Below are 14,687 nucleotides of genomic sequence, written 5' to 3'. Positions count from 1 at the left end.
CCGGATAAAGTCCGCATGCGGGTTATGACCCGTTGACAAAGCGGGTCATGACCCGCATTCTCCCGCTCCGAATCCGATGGCCGCGAAGCCGGAGGCGCAGAGCAGGCGAGATGACACTCAGAGAGCAACTTCTTGTCCTTTCGGACGGCTACCGGGCGGTGACCGGGCTGTCGGTGTCGCGTTTGTCGACGATCCTCTTCAACGACGGCAAGGCGCTTTCGCGCATTTCGGAGGGCAGCGACGTCCACACCCGAACATGGGAGCGGGCCGTCGCATGGTTTCGCGAAAACTGGCCGAAGGGTGCCGACTGGCCCGGCAGTCTTTCGGCGTTTTCCCCCGGCTGTTCGACGGCAGGCGGAGCAGGCGAAGCTGACGCCGCCGCCGGCAGCGGATGTGTTGGCAGCTCCGAGACTGCCGCAGCGGCAGCGGCGGGTCACGGCATGGCGGCGGGCGTTTCATGCCGTGAAACGATTTCACCGGAGGCCGGACCGGCCGCGCCGGGGGCGGGCGGCACGTTTTCCAACGGGTCCGGGCCGGAAGGGGGTGCGGCATGAGCCGGGTCGACCATCCGGCGCGGCCCTCCAGCACGGCCGACCGGGCGCTGCTGAAAGCGGCCTCGCAGCGCGCCGTCCACGAGGCGGGCGGGCCGGAAAAGATGCAGTATGCGACGCGCATCGGCCAGTCCGGCCTGTCGCGCGCCGGCTCCATGCTTGCCGACGACATCGATCGCTTTCTGGCGCTCGACGTGGCGCTCGACGTCGACCGCGCCTGCGGCAAGCCGATCGTGGCGACAACGCTCGCCGGGCTCCTCGGCTACGAGCTTCGCCCGCGCGGCGTCTCGGCCGGCGGAAGCGACCTCACCGGCCATCTCATCACCATCAACCGCGAGACCAGCGAGGCAACGGGCGCGCTGCTGGAGGCGCTGCGCGACGGGGAGATCACCGAGAGCGAGCGCCGGCGCTGCCTGAAGGAAATCGACGACGCGGCGCATGCGCTCAACCTTGCCGCCGCTGCCCTGAGGGGAGGGGCGGGCGGATGAGCGCGGAGATTCTTGCCTTTATGCGGCGGAACGGCAGGCGGGTGCGGGTGCCGGAGGAAGCGCCTTCGGGCGGCCGCCGGACCTCGTATCATGTCTCCGACATTCCCTTCGGGCCGTTCAAGCGGGTGCCCTTTAAAGCCCTTCTGCCGGAGGCGGTGGGCCGGCAGATCGACGACGAACTTCGGGACGGGGTGGCGCGCGCCTGTGCGGGCCGTGCCACGCCTGAGCGCGCCGGCGGGGCTTTCCCTGCAACAAACCCGGCCCCGCCGGCGCGTGAGAATTTCGCCGCAAGGCGAGACGAGGCCCTTCCGCGGGTCGCCCATCCGCGGATGTGCGGTGCGAGTGAGGCTCTCATTGGCGTTTCCTCCCCAAAACTGGAGCGGGAGCCGGAACCATCCGGTTCTCTGGCGGACCCGGCGCCCGCTCCTTTTTCGGGAGGGCGGGGGTGATGGCCCGGCGGCCTTCCGGCACTTTTTTCGACAGCCATGGCTCGCGGGAAATTCTCGTCGGCGCCGAGGCGGCGAAGGCTTTCGTCGCCGCGGCGCTGGAGGCGCCCGGCCATGCGGTGACGGGACGGGGCTGGTCGCGCGCAATCGCTCCGGCCGAAACGGGCGGGGCGGGCGGCTGGCACGTGCTCGCCTATCTCGCCGGCACGCGGCGGATGTTCGCCCTGACTTCCCGTGAGGCGCGGGACGCGGCGCGAAGGCTTCTGCCCAAGGGCGGCGCGCCGGAGCGGGCAAAGACGCTCTACCGGATCCACGACGACCTCATCCGCCACGCCGAGATGGCCGAGGCGGCGAACCGCGATTCTTCGAAGGATTCTTTCGGCCGGGCGCGCGTCGCGCTGCCCGGGGATGCGTGAGGAGGGGACGATGGGCGAGATGTGCAGAGGCGCGGACAAGTCCTTCAGCCTTTTGCCGAAGGTGCCGAAGGCCGAGCGGGCGATGAAGCGCCGTCACGCGGCGGACCTCGAGCCCCATGTGTATTTTTTCGATCCGTTGCGGTCCCTGGCCGTCAGCCTGATCGCGGGGCGAATTTTCGGGCTCGGCGATGGGCGCCCCCTCAACCGGCGCGCTTCGACGGCCGGTCTTTCCTTGCCGGGACGAGCAAGCGACGGCGCCGACAGCGCCGAAGACGATCCGCGCCGGCTGGTCAAGGCGAGGCGGCGGCAGGACGTGGCGCGCCGGCGCATGCTGCGGGCAAAGGGGAGGGTGCTGTGAGCCCGCTCCTCGTCGCTCTGGCCTGCGGCATTGTCCTCGGCCTGCCGGTGCTGGCGCTATGCGCGCTGGTGATCGCGCGGATCTACCATCTTGTGCGGTTCGGGCGATGACCGGCGCCGAAAAGGCCGCGCTGGCGGCGGAACTCCTCGACCGGCCGCCCGGATACTTTACCGCCACACAGGCGGAGATGGAGGCTGAGGGCTGGTCGGTCGCCGAAAGGCTGGCGCTGAAGCAGCGCGTCGCCGGCGTGCCCGGATCGGAGCGGCCCGGATGGCCGCTCGGGCGCGCCTTCCTGGCGCTCGCCGAGGCCGCCGCCTTCGAGCAGGAATTCTCCCATCTCGTCGGGCATGCCTACGGAAGCGTGCGGGCGCTTTTGATGGAGCATGCGCGGGGGGCCGCCGGCATCTCTGTGCGAGCCGCGTTTTCCCCCTCACCCCTCGCCGCTTCGCGGCAGCGGACCTCTCCCTCCCCCGAAAGCAGAAAGACGGGAGAGGTTTCGGAGCGTGAGCGATGAAGCGCGTCGATCTCACGCTCGTCTTCCATCACGAGACCGAAGGCGGGGCGTTTCTGGTCTCGGCAAACGGCAAGCTCGGCTTTGCCGAGCATGTGCCGGCAAAGCTCTGCCGGTTCGACACGGAAAACCTTGCGCGCCTCACGGCCTGGCGGGCCGACAACGCGCATCGTTCGAGGGAAGGGCGCTTTGCAGCGCAATGGAGCCGGGCGACGATCACCGTCGCGCTGCCGGATGATTTGGCGCGCGAAAAAGGCCTTGCCGCGAAGGATGCCGCAGAGGGTCTGTTTCGGGAGGGGCTGTCTTGACCTTTCCGACCGCCGTTCGCGAGCGCGTGCTCGACCTTTACGCCGCCGATCTGTCGCGGCGCGAGATCGCCCGGCGGACCGGGCTTCTCAATCACGACCAGGTGGGCGGCATCGTCGCCTATGCGCGGCGCCTCGGCGATGCGCGCGCCGCCTTCCGTCCGCGTCTTGCCGGCCGGGAGGGTGCGCCGGTGACGCTGACGATCACCGATGCCGCCTCGATCGGGGCGCTGGAAAGCGAGGCCGCGAGGCGCGGCGTGAGCGCGGCGCGGCTGGCAAAGCGGGTGATCGCGACTATCGCGGCCGAGGGACTGATCGGCGCGGTTCTCGACGATGCGGCGGAGGGGGAAAGCAGGTCATGACAGCCCCCAGGCGCATCCAGCGGCGGCGCGAGAAGGGATTCCGGCTGGGCGATGCCGTCTATGTCGGCCGGCCGACGAGATGGGGCAATCCCTGCCGGCTCGATGACGGCGGCGTGCCCGTCTCGCCGGAGGGCGCGCCGCTCGTCGCCTGCATCGAAACCGACAAAGGCGCCTTTCGCTCGATCGAGACATTTTGCGGACCGCGCCGTCTCGAACGCGACGACACGGTGCGCCGGGCGCAGCTTGCGGCCGGTTTCCGCGCATGGATTGCGAGGCCGGAACAGGCCTGGCTGCGCGCCGCGGCGCGGGCCGAGCTTGCCGGCAGAGACCTCGCCTGCTGGTGCCCAGAGGGGCAGCCCTGCCATGGCGACGTGCTTCTCGAAATCGCCAATGGAGGGGAGTGATGGACGTCCGGGAAATCATCGAAAAAGGCAGCGGCAGGATCGTTCTCTACATGTGCGGCAAGTGCGGCCGCCTGTATGTGCCGAAATTCAACTCGGTGGCCGGCGATCCCTCTCACGCTCACGAGAGGCGAAACGCCGAAGAGTGCTGCAGGCCCAGGCAGTGCGAGTGCGGGGTGGAACTGGACGCCGGGTGGACGGCCTGCCCGCGGTGTCGTCTGCGCAAGCAACTGCGCAAGGCAAAAGTCATCTCCGCCGAAGACTACACCGGGCCGGTCAACGCGGCTGGGCATGGCGAGTGGGGAGAGGGTTATTCCTCCAATATCGCGGCGATGCTGCAGGCCTGTCACGACTATGACGACCCGGTTCCGGCGTTCTGCCACCCCTGTACCGCGCGGCGGCTTCATCTTGATGTCGACTACATCCTGGAGGCCGCAACCGATGAGATGCACGAAGGCGCGGAGGACCAGATCGTCGGCGCCGACGATCTCGTTGCGTTCATCCGCGAGTGGAATGCTCGCCAGACTGTCGTGAGCTACTTCGAAGATAGACGCCGCGTGATCGTTCTCGATGAAAAGCGTTTTTCGGCGCTGATCGCCGATGACGACTCCAGCGAGACGGGCGAGCAACCCTCCAGCGAAAATGGAGGGGCTTGAGCCATGCCGAAACGCATCACGCTCACCGGGATCGAGCGAGCCGAAAGCGCAGGCCGCGAGATGAAGGCGCTTGCCGCCTTTCACGGGCGGAACGTGCGCATCTGGTCGGGCGAGTGGAAGCTTTACTGGAGGGCCGGAAGCGCGGGCTACACCGGCAAGGTTGAGGAGGCGGGCGTCTATGCGTTCGGCGAGGCGCTGGCGAAGACGCGCCATTGCGGGCCTGAAAAGTGCATCGCCTACGAACTGGTCGAAGAAGCGGCCGGACCCGCGCCCCTTTTCGATTTCGAGAGCGCCGATGCCTGGGCCGGTTTTTTCGTGGCGCGTTTCGGGCAGAGCCACCAGGCGCTTGGCAATGGCGATCTGGCGCTCGCCTTTTCCATGTTTCAGTGGTGGGCCGACCACCTCCTTGCCGAAATGGACCGCCGCGGGCTGATCAGGTTAAGCGAGGATCCCGAAGACGATGGCGCCCCGGTTCTCCCCATCGTTCATCCCGACGGCATCCACTGGCCGAAAACGCCCATCACCGACGGCGACGAGGCAGAGGAGACCCGCCAATGAGCAAGGCTGGAACCCATACCGGCGGGGGCGCGGCCGAGCGTGCGGAAGCGAAGGAGCGGCAGCCTTTCCGGGGCGTTTGCACGGCCTGTGGGCATGTCTGGACCGTCGCCTACCTGCCCATGCCGATCCCTGTCTTCGTGCGGACCGCCAAAAGCGCGCGCTGCCCGAACTGCGGCGGCGACAAGATCAACGTCGCCGACGAGGCAATCGCGCAAACCGTCAGCGAAAATGGAGAAACGTCATGACCGGCGCCGGCGGCGTTGCGGCGGGGCAGCTGCGCGCCTTCATCGAACGGATCGAGCGGCTGGAGGAGGAGAAAAAGGAGCTTTTTGACGACATTCGCCATGTCTACGGCGAGGCGAAGGCGCACGGCTACGATACGAAAGTCATGCGCCAGGTGGTGAAGCTGCGCAAGCTCGACCCGGCCGAGCGGCAGGAGCAGGAGGCGCTGCTCGACCTCTACATGGGCGCGCTCGGCACGCTGCCGCTGTTTCAGAGCGATGCGGCGGAGGGGGGCGAAGGCGTTCCCGGTTGCGTGGCCGCAGTTTCCGCCAAGAACGAACATGGCGAGACGGTTGCCGAATGGCGCCGCGGCACCGCGAAGCCCGCTCGGCGGGCGAGCGAGACGGCGTGATGGCGGGCTCGGAAGCCGAACGCGAGCTGCGCGACGCTGTCGTGGCCCACCTGCACGACGCGATGCCGAAGGCGCGCGTGGTGCACGAGCTGGTCTGCGGCGGCTGCCGGGCCGACCTCGCGGCGGTGGAGCGTGACCGGCTGACGCTCTTCGAGATCAAGTCGGAGCGCGACACGCTCGTCCGGCTCGCCGAGCAGGTGCGCCAGTTTACGCGCGCCGCGCATGCCGTCGTCGTCGTGGCGCACGAGAAGCACTTCGACCGAACGCCTTACAAGAACGGGCAGCCGCGCTTTGCAGCGCCCGACGAGCTGCACAGTCCCGGCGGACACCGCTACGACGAGCTGTGGTGCGCGCCGCCGGATGCCGACGATGGCACGGGCTTTCGCGGGCTATACCGATGGCACCTGCCGCGCTGGTCGCAGAAGCAGCCGCAAGCCTACTACCTCCTCGACCTGCTCTGGCGCGACGAACTGATCGCCGAGGCCAGCGCCCACCAGGTGCCGTTCGGCAAGCGCCCGACGCGGCATGTCCTCATCACGCAAATGGTCTGGGAGATGACCGGGCGCGAGATCGCGCAGGCGGTGTGCCGCCAGCTTCGCCGGCGCGCCTTTCCCGAGGCGGATGCGGCGATTGTCGAGGACGCGGCGCGGCCGGTCGGGCCGGCGCGGGGCGTCGAGCTGTTTTCACAAGGGGCGCGGCCATGACGACCATCCCCTTCCACCCGCTGGCGAACCTCTTTCCGATGATCGAGGGCCGGGCGCGCGCCGAGCTGAAGGAGGACATCCGCAGGCACGGCGTGCAAAAGGCAATCGTTCTTTACGAGGAAATGATCCTCGACGGGCGCAACCGCTACGAACTGGCGGAAGAGACCGGCGTGCCGTTCGAGACGGTCCTTTATGCCGACCTCGTCGCCGCCGGCAAGGCGCCGGCCGATCCGCTCGCCTTCGTGTTGTCGCACAACCTGCACCGGCGGCATCTGAGCGATAGCCAGCGGGCCATGGTGGCGGCGCGGGTCGCCAATATGCGGCAGGGAGCGAGGACGGACCGCGAACCTCGTGCAGAGTTGCACGAGGTTTCCGCCGCCGAAGCGGGGGAGATGCTTTCGGTCTCCGAGCGAAGCGTGAAGAGCGCCCGGCAGGTGGCACAGAATGGCGCGCCGGAGCTGGTCGCCGCGGTCGACCGGGGTTCTGTCGCCGTTTCGGCCGCGGCGCAGATCGCGCGGCTGCCGCTCGCCGAGCAGACGAAAATTTTCGCCGAGGTGGCGAGGGCGCCGGACGGCAAGAAGGCGCTGGCGCGGGTCGCGAAGGATCTGCGGGCCGAGCGGCAGGCCGAGAAGAAGGCGCGGCGCACGGTGCGCGAGGCCGAGCTCGGGGCGCGCCAGGAGGCGCTGCCCGAAAGGCGCTACGGCGTGATCTATGCCGATCCGGAATGGGAGCAGAAGGCCTGGTCCGATCTCGGGCTCGAGAAGGCGGCCTGCAACCACTATCCGGTCTCGCCCACCGAGGAGATCGCGGCGCGGCCAGTGGGCGACATCGCCGCCGCCGATGCGATCCTCTTCCTCTGGGCGACGGTGCCGCACCTCGCCGACGCGCTCGGCGTGATGGCCGCATGGGGCTTTGCCTACAAGAGCTCCGCCGTCTGGGTGAAGGAGTCCGGCCTCGGCATGGGCTACTGGTTCCGCGTCGACCACGAGATCCTGCTCGTCGGCACGCGCGGCAGCCCGCCGGCGCCGGCACAGGGCACGCAGGAGCGCTCCGTCTTCCGCTCCAGGAAGGGCGAGCACTCCGAAAAGCCGGAGGCCGTCGCCGAGATGATCGAGCGGCTCTGGCCGAGCCTCGCGAAGATCGAGCTCAACCGCCGCGGGCCGGCGCGGGAGGGGTGGGATGCCTGGGGGAATGAAGCGGAAGAGGGCGTAGGGAATAGGGCGAGCACCCAGCCTGCCGAGGCTTCCCCCTCATCCGCCTCGCTCTGCTCGGCACCTTCTCCCTCCGGGGGAGAAGGTGGGGAGGCTGCGGCGCCGCCCCCTGACGCTTCAAGGAACGATCCGCTCGGCCGCCTCGTGGCGCTGCTTTCCGCCCGGGCGGGCGAGACGGTGCCGCGGGAGGAGCTTGCGGCGGCGCTTTTCGGCGCCGGGGACAGGGCGGCGCGCGAACGGCTCGGCTCGCTGGTCTACCGGGCGCGGGGCCGGGGCGAGCTCGCCGGCCTCGTGACGGTGAAGGGGCCCGGCGGCGGCTATCGGCTGGAGGTGGCGAAGTGAGCTGCGCGCACCCGCACAACACGCCGCCGGGTTCGCAGGTCTGGCTGACACCGCCGCATGTGCTGGCCGCTCTCGGTCCGTTCGACCTAGACCCCTGCGCCGCGCCAGAGCCGCGCCCATGGCCGACCGCCACGCATCACTTCGTGGAGGCGCCAGGGGAAGATGGGGACGGGCTTGCCCGCGAATGGTTCGGCCGCGTCTTCCTCAACCCGCCCTATGCGCGCAGCGTCATCGGTAACTGGATGGCGAAGATGGCCGCGCATGGCCGGGGCGGGGGCAGGGGAATCGCGCTCGTTTTCGCGCGCACCGACACGGCCTGGTTCCAGCGCGATGTCTTTGGCGGGGCCGACGCGGCGCTTTTTCTCGAGGGGAGGCTTTATTTTCATCATCCGGATGGACGGCGCGCCAGGGCTAATGCCGGCGCGGCGAGCGTGCTCGCGGCCTACGGACGCAACGACGCCGACCTACTCGCCTGCTGCGGCCTTGCCGGACGCTTTGCGCCCATCACGCTGCCGCGGTTCGTTCCGGCTCTGCTGAGGCGTCGGACGTGGCGCGAGGCGGTCTCGGAATGGATGGCGCTGCAGGACGGGCCGGCGACCATCGAGGCGCTCTACCGGGCGCTCGCCGGAACGGCGACGGCGCGCCGCAACCGCCACGCACGGGCGAAGATCCGCCAGACATTGCAGAGAGGCCCTTTCGAGCGCCTCGGGCGCGGCCTCTGGCGGCTAGAGGGCACGCCATGCTCCTGACCTGCAGCGGCTGCGACAGGAAGATCGGCGCGGCGGCCGCCAGCGAGGCGGAGATGGCGGGCATTGCCCGCCTTTTCGGCTGGCGGGCGGCTCTTTCGCCTTCGAAGGCCGCGACCGGCGGATGGCCGGGCCTCTGCCCGGCCTGCGCCCATGCCGAGGAAACGCGGCGTGGCGGGCGGGACTTTCTGTTCGGCATGCCCGGGAGGGCGGCATGCGCGAGTTGATCGTCGACAGCTTCGCGGGCGGCGGCGGCGCCTCGACCGGCATCGAGATGGCGCTGGGGCGCTCGCCCGACTACGCCATCAACCACGACGCCGAGGCGCTGGCGATGCACGCGATCAACCATCCGGATTGCGTGCATCTGTCCAAGGACATCTGGCAGGTCTGCCCGTTCGATGTCGTCGGGCGGCGCCCTGTCGGCCTCCTCTGGGCCTCGCCCGACTGCAAGCATTTTTCCAAGGCGAAGGGCGGCAAGCCGCGCGAGCGCAACATCCGCGACCTCGCCTGGGTGGTGGTGCGCTGGGCCGAAGAAGTGCGCCCGCGGGTCATCATCCTGGAGAACGTCGAAGAATTCCGGACATGGGGGCCGCTCTACGAGGACGGCACGCCGATCCGCGAGCTTGCCGGCCATACCTTCGAGCACTGGCTGAAGCGGCTGCGCACAGCGGGATACAAGGCCGAGTGGCGCGAGCTGCGCGCCTGCGACCACGGCGCGCCGACGATCCGCAAGCGGTTCTTCCTGATCGCACGGCGGGACGGGCGGAAGATCTGCTGGTCGAAGCCGACGCACGGCGCGCCGGACGACCCGGCGGTGCTGGCGGGCCGGAAAAAGCCTTGGCGGACGGCCGCCGAGATCATCGACTTCTCGCTGCCTTGCCCCTCGATCTTCATGAGCCGCGAGGAGGCGAAGGCTTTTCATGCGGCGACGGGGATCCGGGTGAACCGGCCGCTCGCCGAGAACACCATGGCGCGCATCGCCCGGGGCGTGCAGCGCTACGTGATCGAGGCGGCCGAGCCGTTCGTCGTGAAGAACATGACGAACAACACGGCGCGGCGCGTCGATGCGCCCGTCTCGACCGTCCTCACCGGCAACCACCACATGCTGGTGACGCCGTTCGTTTCCTACGCCCAGCAGGGCGGCGCTTCGCGGGCGGCCGATGCGCCGCTGCACACCGTGACCGCGTCGGCGAAGGACGCCAACCAGGTCGTCGCGGTGTTTCTCGCCCAGCACAACGGCGGCATGACCGGCCATGGGGCGGGCGAGCCCGTCTCCACCATCACCCAGCGCGGCGCGAACCAGGCGCTGGTGACGGCCGAGATGGTCTCCGCCGGGCTTCGCGGCGCCATGCAAGAGGCGAGGAGGTCGATAAGCCCGACCGGGACGCACAGAGACCAGGTGCGTGCCTTCCTGATTAAATATTTCGGGACGGCCGTCGGCCAGGAGCTTTCGGAGCCGCTCCACACCGCGACCGCCAAGCCGCGCTTCGGCCTCGTGACGATCGAGGGGGCCGAACACGAGATCGTCGACATCGGCATGCGCATGCTGACGCCGCGCGAGCTCTTCCGGGCGCAGGGCTTTCCGGATTCCTACGTCATCGACCGCGGGCTTTTCCGGGATGCTGGCGGCGGGGCGGAGGAGCGTCCGCTGACCGCAACCGCGGCGATCCGCATGTGCGGCAACGCCGTGCCCCCGCCGCCCGCGGGCGCGCTCGTCGCGGCCAACTGCGCCGACATGGCCGTGAAGAAAGAGGGCGCGGCGGAAGAAGAGGTGGCGGCATGACGCGCGAGGCGCTTCCCGATCGCCGGGCCTCGGAGCGGCTGCCCTTTACCGTTTCGCGCGCCGGCGTGCCGCCGCGCCGCTTCGAGGCGACGATCGGCTTCTATCCGGACGGGCGTGTCGGCGAGGTGTTCGTGGCGGCCGCCGGCGGCAAGGCCGGCTCCGACATGGACATCGTGCTGCACGACAGCGCCATCGCGCTTTCCTTCGCCCTGCAGCACGGCGCGCGGCTCGACGAGATGCGCGAGACATTCGCGCGCGACGCTTCCGGCACGCCGGAAGGCCCGCTCGGCGCGCTGGTGGAAATCCTCTGCGCTATGGAAGCGGGGAGGGGCGGGCAATGAGAGATTCATCCGGGTTCGGTGCCGGGAGGGGGCGTCGGGCGTGCGTAGTCCGCCATTTCGATCACGCGCTTGGCGTCATATCCGATGTTCCGGGCAAAGTTTTGGAGTGTTCGAAGTTCTTCGCGGAATTTATTGCTGTCTGGTTGCACTCCGCTGTGCCTGAACCCTTCAAGACGCCGGCACTGTTTGTTGAAGGCGCTGATACTGTCTGCAAGATCTTTGGCCGCAGCCGCCGCGGAACCCGAGCAACCTACTACGCGGAGATCGATCGTAGTGCTGATGTCTTGGAAGGGAAATGTGATCGCCTGAAGTGCGCGAGCGTCAGGGAGCTCTCCGTTGCTTTCGATCACGGCAATTCTTTCGCCGGCGAGTCGCTCGAAACCGCGCGCGAAGGATCTGAGAGATCCATCTGTCTTACGCCACTCGTCTTCCCGGCCCTTCCACGCGGTGTCCAGCATTTCACGGTGATGCCGGTTGGATTGGCGCATCTGCCGGATGACATAACTGCCGGCAATCAGTGCCGCACAAAGTGTCATCACACCTCCCGCCAGACCCTGATAGCGCGCGGCCCAATAGTCGAGCGCACTCGCCGGGCTTTCGCCACTCGCCGGCGGCAGATCGGGAGGGGGCATGGTAAACAGGCGCGCGACGCCCACCACAATTGCGGCACAGATAATGGTGGCCGGCAGCCATCGCACCCAGAGAGGCAGGCTTTTCATCCCGCTACTCTTGCCCGGCACCCCAATACTTGGCAACGGCCGGGAGGCGCGCCATGAGCGCCTATCTGCTCGGGGCCGCGTTCCGCGCGCGCATGGGCACGCATTGCCGCAAGCTCGTTCTTCTGAAGCTCGTGGACGCGGCCGAGGACGACGGCAGCCGCATCTATCCGGCCGTGGCGACGATCGCGACTGCGGCCGAGGCCTCGACGCGGCAGGTGCAGCGCGTGCTGCAGGCCTTCGTGGAAATCGGCCTTATCCGACAGGTGCGCGCCGGAGGGCGTGGACCGGGGGATTCGGCGGAATACGCGATGGATCTCGACGTGCTGCACCGCCTGGCGCGCGAGGGCTGGGAGGGCCTGTCCGGGGCCGGCGAGGCCGGGCAAACGGCGCCCGAGGCGGCGGGAAATAAGGGTGACACCATGTCACCCTTGGAAAAGGGCGACATCGAAAAGGGTGACACCGGCGACACGCAAAGGGTGACACCGGCGACGGATAAGGGTGACTCCATATGTCACCCAACCCCTCCTGACCCCTCCCTTGACCCCTCCATTGAGAGAGAGCGCGCGAGCGCGCATGCACCTGCGCCTGCAGACGGGGGCGGGGGCGGGGGCGCGCCGGAATCCGATTCCGCCTTCCAGGCGCTTCTCGCCAGATGGCCGACTTCGCCCGTCGACGACCACAAGCGGGCCTTTGCCGCCTGGCAGGCGCTTTCGGCCGAGGAACGCAAGGCGGCCTTTGCCGGCGTTCCGGCCTATCTCGGCTTTGCCCGCAACATGGCGCGCCAGCGCACCTGCGCCATCGGCACCTACCTTGCCGAAAAGCGCTGGGAGCGGCTGAAGGGCGAGGAGGACGGCAAGGCGCCGCTCGTCGCCGTGCCGGCCTGGAGCCGGGACTGGTGGATCCTGCTCTTCCGCGACCTGGAGCGCGGCGAGGCGCGGCGCTTCATCGTGGAGATGGCCGTGCGCACCGGCTCGGGAACGACGCGCCGGGCCGACGACCTGCCCGGCGAGGCGGAGGCGGCGCGCTTCCGAAAAATCGAGCGCGACAGCGAGGCCGGGCGCGCCTGGTATCGCCACCTTGCCGGCGAAAGGGGGCTGAGGCCGCTGAAGCCCGATACGGGCGGGGCGTGGTTCTGGGCGCCGGCGGAATGGCCGCCGCAGGGGCGGGATGCCGGGGCGCGCACTGAGGCGGGCGGGCAGAGGGCGCCGCCGTGAGGGCCGGGGCGCGGGGATCGGAGAGAGGCGGAAAGCGGCGGAGACGAGAGATGGCGGAGACGAGGAAGGCACCGGAACGGGCGCATGTGCTGATACTCAAGCTCGGGGCGGATACGCGCGAAGACCTGGCCGGAGCGCTGCACGTGCTGGCGAGCGATGTCGAGCGCGGCGTCCTGACAGAGGGGTGCTACGGCAGTTACTCTTCGGGGGCGCTCTACAGCTATCGCGTTCGTCCGGAGCAGACACATGCCAAGTGGTCTCGCGAGATGGAGGAATGGCTTGAGGCAGAGGCCGCCAAAGATGCCCGCGCCGCCGAGGTCTCCGCATGAAGCGCCTTTCGATCGAAAAGCTGCTGCAATGGACCTTCCAGGAGGAACTTCCGAAGCGGGAGTTTCTCGGGCCGGGCGTGCCGCTGGTATGGTCTGGAGGCGGCTGGGACGCGGTTCTGCGCGCCGGGGAGACCGGGGCACACATGATTTCGGATGGCCGGCCGCAGGCCTATGCCGTTCATCTCGCCGAGGCGCCGCATGCCGACGCGCTCCTCATCGAAGAGGCGCTGGTGGCGCTTTCGGGCGGCACGCCCGTTCTGCACGAGGCGCCTTCCGTGCTCGTCTCCGACATGGCGCCGGAGGTGGGCGAGGCGGTGGAGGCGCTGGTGGGGGAGGCGGCTTCCGGCGAGGATACGACGCTTCCCGGCTGCCGGTGGCGGCTCGGCGAGCTCGTCTGCGTCCATGCCTCGCTGGGGCGGCGGCCGGGCTGGCAGGTGGAGACGCCGAAATGCAAGCCGGTGCGACCTTCGAACTGGAAGGGCTCGGCGCCGCCCGCCTATGTCCGTCGCTGGGTGAAGGGGCCGATGGGCTCGGGCTGGTGGCGCGAGGAGATCGCAAAGATGGACCCGCGCTCGCGGCGGCTGCCGAAGGATGCCTATCGCAAGTACACCTGGGAGCCGAAGCTGGAACACATCATCCGCGACCGGGCCGAATGGCTCGTCTGGCGGGCGATGCTGGAGGCGGTGCGCGAATCGGTTGCCGGTCGGCTCGGCGCCCATGAGGTGAGCGGGGAGATGCCGCCGGAACGGCCCTGGGAGCTTTCCGGGGAGGATGGCGAGGCCGATATCCACCGCGCCGGCCGGGTGCTGCCAGACCTGTCGCTCGCCCCCGGCGGGACGGCGGAAACCGCGCCTTCCGTGGTGTTTCGCCCGAGGGAGCCAGCGCCGCGCCGCCGGAGGGCGGGCGTCTCCTGAGGGCGGCCGGGCGGCGGGGGCGCCAAGGCCCTTGACACTGCGACTATTCTTGACAGAGGTTCCAACCGTGGAATTGCGAGAGCCCGCCCGGGTCCATGAGAGGAACGGGGCGGGCTTTTTCGTGGAGGGGATCGAGGCATGGCCGATCTGGCATCGACGTGGATCGACACTTCCGATGTTGCCCGGATGGGACGGCACATCTCGCGCCTTCCCGCGGAGATGCGGGTGAAGGCGGCCTCGCGGGCGATGTCGCGCGTCAGGTCGATGGCGACGACCCGGGTCGTGCGGCGCTCGGCGGAGCGGATCGACATCCCGCAGAAGCATGTGCGGGGAAAGACGCGTTCCTTCGCCGCCTTCAATGCGGGTGGCGCGACGCAGGTGATTCTCGTGCGCTCCGGCTGGATTCCGCTCGAGGAGCTGGGAGCGCGGCAGGGAAAGCGCGGCGTTTCCATCCGCGGACGTGGGCAGATCCGCGGGGCGTTCCGCGCCTCGATGGGCAGCGGGCATCGGGGGGTCTTCAAGCGCGTCGGCTCGGCACGGTTGCCGATCCGCGAGCTGTTCGGGCCGAACCCGGCGAACGACATCCTCACCTCGCCGGATGAATTCCTGGACGTGCTGGAGGATGTGATGCGCGACGTCTTCGCGCCGCGCTTCCTGCACGAGGTCGACCGCCTGCTGGCGCGCGCCGGGCACTAACG

22 protein-coding genes and 1 pseudogene are annotated in these 14,687 nt (G+C 69.1%); 22 read left to right on the top strand and 1 reads right to left on the bottom strand.

The annotated features are described in order from the left end of the window. Positions 1 to 110: 110 nt before the first annotated feature. The 18 genes and pseudogenes from CLD20_RS08350 (at position 111) to CLD20_RS08265 (ending at position 10,813) form a co-directional block, all read left to right on the top strand. The gene (locus CLD20_RS08350) at positions 111 to 554 is read left to right on the top strand and encodes a hypothetical protein (RefSeq protein ID WP_224406159.1); all 444 of its coding nucleotides are present in this window, start codon (positions 111 to 113) and stop codon (positions 552 to 554) included. After that, complete coding sequence (locus CLD20_RS08345; protein WP_224406158.1) at positions 551 to 1,039, top strand: phage regulatory CII family protein; 489 nt, start codon at positions 551 to 553, stop codon at positions 1,037 to 1,039. The genes CLD20_RS08350 and CLD20_RS08345 overlap by 4 nt, the downstream gene beginning before the upstream one ends. A 448-nt stretch (positions 1,040 to 1,487) precedes the next feature. Then, positions 1,488 to 1,901, top strand: coding sequence for a hypothetical protein (locus tag CLD20_RS08340; protein WP_224406157.1), 414 nt, complete (start codon positions 1,488 to 1,490; stop codon positions 1,899 to 1,901). 10 nt (positions 1,902 to 1,911) lie between these two features. Next, entirely contained in the window at positions 1,912 to 2,259 is a 348-nt protein-coding gene (locus CLD20_RS08335; protein WP_224406156.1) for a hypothetical protein, read from the top strand. A 106-nt stretch (positions 2,260 to 2,365) separates the two neighbouring features. Beyond that, the gene (locus tag CLD20_RS08330) at positions 2,366 to 2,773 is read left to right on the top strand and encodes a hypothetical protein (protein WP_224406155.1); all 408 of its coding nucleotides are present in this window, start codon (positions 2,366 to 2,368) and stop codon (positions 2,771 to 2,773) included. After that, positions 2,770 to 3,078, top strand: coding sequence for a hypothetical protein (locus CLD20_RS08325; protein ID WP_224406154.1), 309 nt, complete (start codon positions 2,770 to 2,772; stop codon positions 3,076 to 3,078). Before CLD20_RS08330 ends, CLD20_RS08325 begins: the two co-directional genes overlap by 4 nt. Beyond that, positions 3,075 to 3,437 (top strand): hypothetical protein, encoded by a 363-nt coding sequence (locus CLD20_RS08320; protein WP_224406153.1) that lies wholly within the window; start codon positions 3,075 to 3,077, stop codon positions 3,435 to 3,437. Before CLD20_RS08325 ends, CLD20_RS08320 begins: the two co-directional genes overlap by 4 nt. Beyond that, positions 3,434 to 3,841 (top strand): DUF4326 domain-containing protein, encoded by a 408-nt coding sequence (locus CLD20_RS08315; protein WP_224406152.1) that lies wholly within the window; start codon positions 3,434 to 3,436, stop codon positions 3,839 to 3,841. The genes CLD20_RS08320 and CLD20_RS08315 overlap by 4 nt, the downstream gene beginning before the upstream one ends. After that, a complete protein-coding gene (locus CLD20_RS08310) occupies positions 3,841 to 4,494 on the top strand; it encodes a hypothetical protein (protein WP_224406151.1) in 654 nt (217 codons plus the stop codon). The genes CLD20_RS08315 and CLD20_RS08310 overlap by 1 nt, the downstream gene beginning before the upstream one ends. 3 nt (positions 4,495 to 4,497) lie before the next feature. Further along, entirely contained in the window at positions 4,498 to 5,052 is a 555-nt protein-coding gene (locus tag CLD20_RS08305) for a hypothetical protein (RefSeq protein ID WP_224406150.1), read from the top strand. Then, complete coding sequence (locus CLD20_RS08300; protein WP_224406149.1) at positions 5,049 to 5,297, top strand: hydrogenase maturation nickel metallochaperone HypA; 249 nt, start codon at positions 5,049 to 5,051, stop codon at positions 5,295 to 5,297. Before CLD20_RS08305 ends, CLD20_RS08300 begins: the two co-directional genes overlap by 4 nt. Beyond that, positions 5,294 to 5,560: pseudogene (locus tag CLD20_RS08295) on the top strand (DUF2312 domain-containing protein); the annotation flags it as partial. The gene CLD20_RS08300 and the pseudogene CLD20_RS08295, both read left to right, overlap by 4 nt. A gap of 125 nt (positions 5,561 to 5,685) precedes the next feature. After that, positions 5,686 to 6,390 carry a hypothetical protein gene (locus tag CLD20_RS08290; protein WP_224406148.1) on the top strand — a complete coding sequence of 235 codons (705 nt, stop codon included), beginning with the start codon at positions 5,686 to 5,688 and terminating at the stop codon, positions 6,388 to 6,390. Further along, positions 6,387 to 7,943: an MT-A70 family methyltransferase gene (locus CLD20_RS08285; protein ID WP_224406147.1), complete on the top strand. Its 1,557-nt coding sequence runs from the start codon at positions 6,387 to 6,389 to the stop codon at positions 7,941 to 7,943. Before CLD20_RS08290 ends, CLD20_RS08285 begins: the two co-directional genes overlap by 4 nt. Further along, entirely contained in the window at positions 7,940 to 8,692 is a 753-nt protein-coding gene (locus CLD20_RS08280) for a phage N-6-adenine-methyltransferase (RefSeq protein WP_224406146.1), read from the top strand. The genes CLD20_RS08285 and CLD20_RS08280 overlap by 4 nt, the downstream gene beginning before the upstream one ends. Further along, a complete protein-coding gene (locus tag CLD20_RS08275; RefSeq protein ID WP_224406145.1) occupies positions 8,683 to 8,916 on the top strand; it encodes a hypothetical protein in 234 nt (77 codons plus the stop codon). Before CLD20_RS08280 ends, CLD20_RS08275 begins: the two co-directional genes overlap by 10 nt. Continuing rightward, positions 8,904 to 10,472, top strand: coding sequence for a DNA cytosine methyltransferase (locus tag CLD20_RS08270; protein ID WP_224406144.1), 1,569 nt, complete (start codon positions 8,904 to 8,906; stop codon positions 10,470 to 10,472). The genes CLD20_RS08275 and CLD20_RS08270 overlap by 13 nt, the downstream gene beginning before the upstream one ends. Further along, the gene (locus CLD20_RS08265; protein WP_224406143.1) at positions 10,469 to 10,813 is read left to right on the top strand and encodes a hypothetical protein; all 345 of its coding nucleotides are present in this window, start codon (positions 10,469 to 10,471) and stop codon (positions 10,811 to 10,813) included. The genes CLD20_RS08270 and CLD20_RS08265 overlap by 4 nt, the downstream gene beginning before the upstream one ends. Positions 10,814 to 10,818: 5 nt before the next feature. Here the strand turns inward: CLD20_RS08265 and CLD20_RS08260 are convergent, their stop codons facing one another. Continuing rightward, entirely contained in the window at positions 10,819 to 11,532 is a 714-nt protein-coding gene (locus CLD20_RS08260; RefSeq protein ID WP_224406142.1) for a hypothetical protein, read from the bottom strand. Between the two features lie 53 nt (positions 11,533 to 11,585). Here CLD20_RS08260 and CLD20_RS08255 point away from each other — a divergent pair, with 53 nt between their 5' ends. The 4 genes from CLD20_RS08255 (at position 11,586) to CLD20_RS08240 (ending at position 14,685) form a co-directional block, all read left to right on the top strand. Further along, a complete protein-coding gene (locus CLD20_RS08255) occupies positions 11,586 to 12,746 on the top strand; it encodes a helix-turn-helix domain-containing protein (protein WP_224406141.1) in 1,161 nt (386 codons plus the stop codon). 50 nt (positions 12,747 to 12,796) lie between these two features. Then, a complete protein-coding gene (locus CLD20_RS08250; RefSeq protein WP_224406140.1) occupies positions 12,797 to 13,075 on the top strand; it encodes a hypothetical protein in 279 nt (92 codons plus the stop codon). Then, entirely contained in the window at positions 13,072 to 13,989 is a 918-nt protein-coding gene (locus tag CLD20_RS08245; protein ID WP_224406139.1) for a hypothetical protein, read from the top strand. Before CLD20_RS08250 ends, CLD20_RS08245 begins: the two co-directional genes overlap by 4 nt. A 138-nt stretch (positions 13,990 to 14,127) precedes the next feature. Beyond that, complete coding sequence (locus CLD20_RS08240) at positions 14,128 to 14,685, top strand: phage tail protein (RefSeq protein ID WP_224406138.1); 558 nt, start codon at positions 14,128 to 14,130, stop codon at positions 14,683 to 14,685. Positions 14,686 to 14,687 lie beyond the last annotated feature (2 nt).

It is taken from the genome of Afifella sp. IM 167, from assembly GCF_020144925.1.
GTDB lineage: Bacteria > Pseudomonadota > Alphaproteobacteria > Rhizobiales > Afifellaceae > Afifella.
The sequence above is the reverse complement of the archived record's forward strand: the minus strand, read 5'-3'. Positions and strand labels throughout refer to the sequence as shown.

Coding starts and splice junctions, on each gene's coding strand:
- CLD20_RS08330 (WP_224406155.1), top strand. CDS start 2,366: ATGACCGGCGCCGAAAAGGCCGCGCTGGCGGCGGAACTCCTCGACCGG.
- CLD20_RS08285 (WP_224406147.1), top strand. CDS start 6,387: ATGACGACCATCCCCTTCCACCCGCTGGCGAACCTCTTTCCGATGATC.
- CLD20_RS08265 (WP_224406143.1), top strand. CDS start 10,469: ATGACGCGCGAGGCGCTTCCCGATCGCCGGGCCTCGGAGCGGCTGCCC.
- CLD20_RS08345 (WP_224406158.1), top strand. CDS start 551: ATGAGCCGGGTCGACCATCCGGCGCGGCCCTCCAGCACGGCCGACCGG.
- CLD20_RS08305 (WP_224406150.1), top strand. CDS start 4,498: ATGCCGAAACGCATCACGCTCACCGGGATCGAGCGAGCCGAAAGCGCA.
- CLD20_RS08270 (WP_224406144.1), top strand. CDS start 8,904: ATGCGCGAGTTGATCGTCGACAGCTTCGCGGGCGGCGGCGGCGCCTCG.
- CLD20_RS08245 (WP_224406139.1), top strand. CDS start 13,072: ATGAAGCGCCTTTCGATCGAAAAGCTGCTGCAATGGACCTTCCAGGAG.
- CLD20_RS08275 (WP_224406145.1), top strand. CDS start 8,683: ATGCTCCTGACCTGCAGCGGCTGCGACAGGAAGATCGGCGCGGCGGCC.
- CLD20_RS08310 (WP_224406151.1), top strand. CDS start 3,841: ATGGACGTCCGGGAAATCATCGAAAAAGGCAGCGGCAGGATCGTTCTC.
- CLD20_RS08260 (WP_224406142.1), bottom strand. CDS start 11,532: ATGAAAAGCCTGCCTCTCTGGGTGCGATGGCTGCCGGCCACCATTATC.
- CLD20_RS08315 (WP_224406152.1), top strand. CDS start 3,434: ATGACAGCCCCCAGGCGCATCCAGCGGCGGCGCGAGAAGGGATTCCGG.
- CLD20_RS08350 (WP_224406159.1), top strand. CDS start 111: ATGACACTCAGAGAGCAACTTCTTGTCCTTTCGGACGGCTACCGGGCG.
- CLD20_RS08300 (WP_224406149.1), top strand. CDS start 5,049: ATGAGCAAGGCTGGAACCCATACCGGCGGGGGCGCGGCCGAGCGTGCG.
- CLD20_RS08255 (WP_224406141.1), top strand. CDS start 11,586: ATGAGCGCCTATCTGCTCGGGGCCGCGTTCCGCGCGCGCATGGGCACG.
- CLD20_RS08325 (WP_224406154.1), top strand. CDS start 2,770: ATGAAGCGCGTCGATCTCACGCTCGTCTTCCATCACGAGACCGAAGGC.
- CLD20_RS08250 (WP_224406140.1), top strand. CDS start 12,797: ATGGCGGAGACGAGGAAGGCACCGGAACGGGCGCATGTGCTGATACTC.
- CLD20_RS08290 (WP_224406148.1), top strand. CDS start 5,686: ATGGCGGGCTCGGAAGCCGAACGCGAGCTGCGCGACGCTGTCGTGGCC.
- CLD20_RS08335 (WP_224406156.1), top strand. CDS start 1,912: ATGGGCGAGATGTGCAGAGGCGCGGACAAGTCCTTCAGCCTTTTGCCG.
- CLD20_RS08340 (WP_224406157.1), top strand. CDS start 1,488: ATGGCCCGGCGGCCTTCCGGCACTTTTTTCGACAGCCATGGCTCGCGG.
- CLD20_RS08240 (WP_224406138.1), top strand. CDS start 14,128: ATGGCCGATCTGGCATCGACGTGGATCGACACTTCCGATGTTGCCCGG.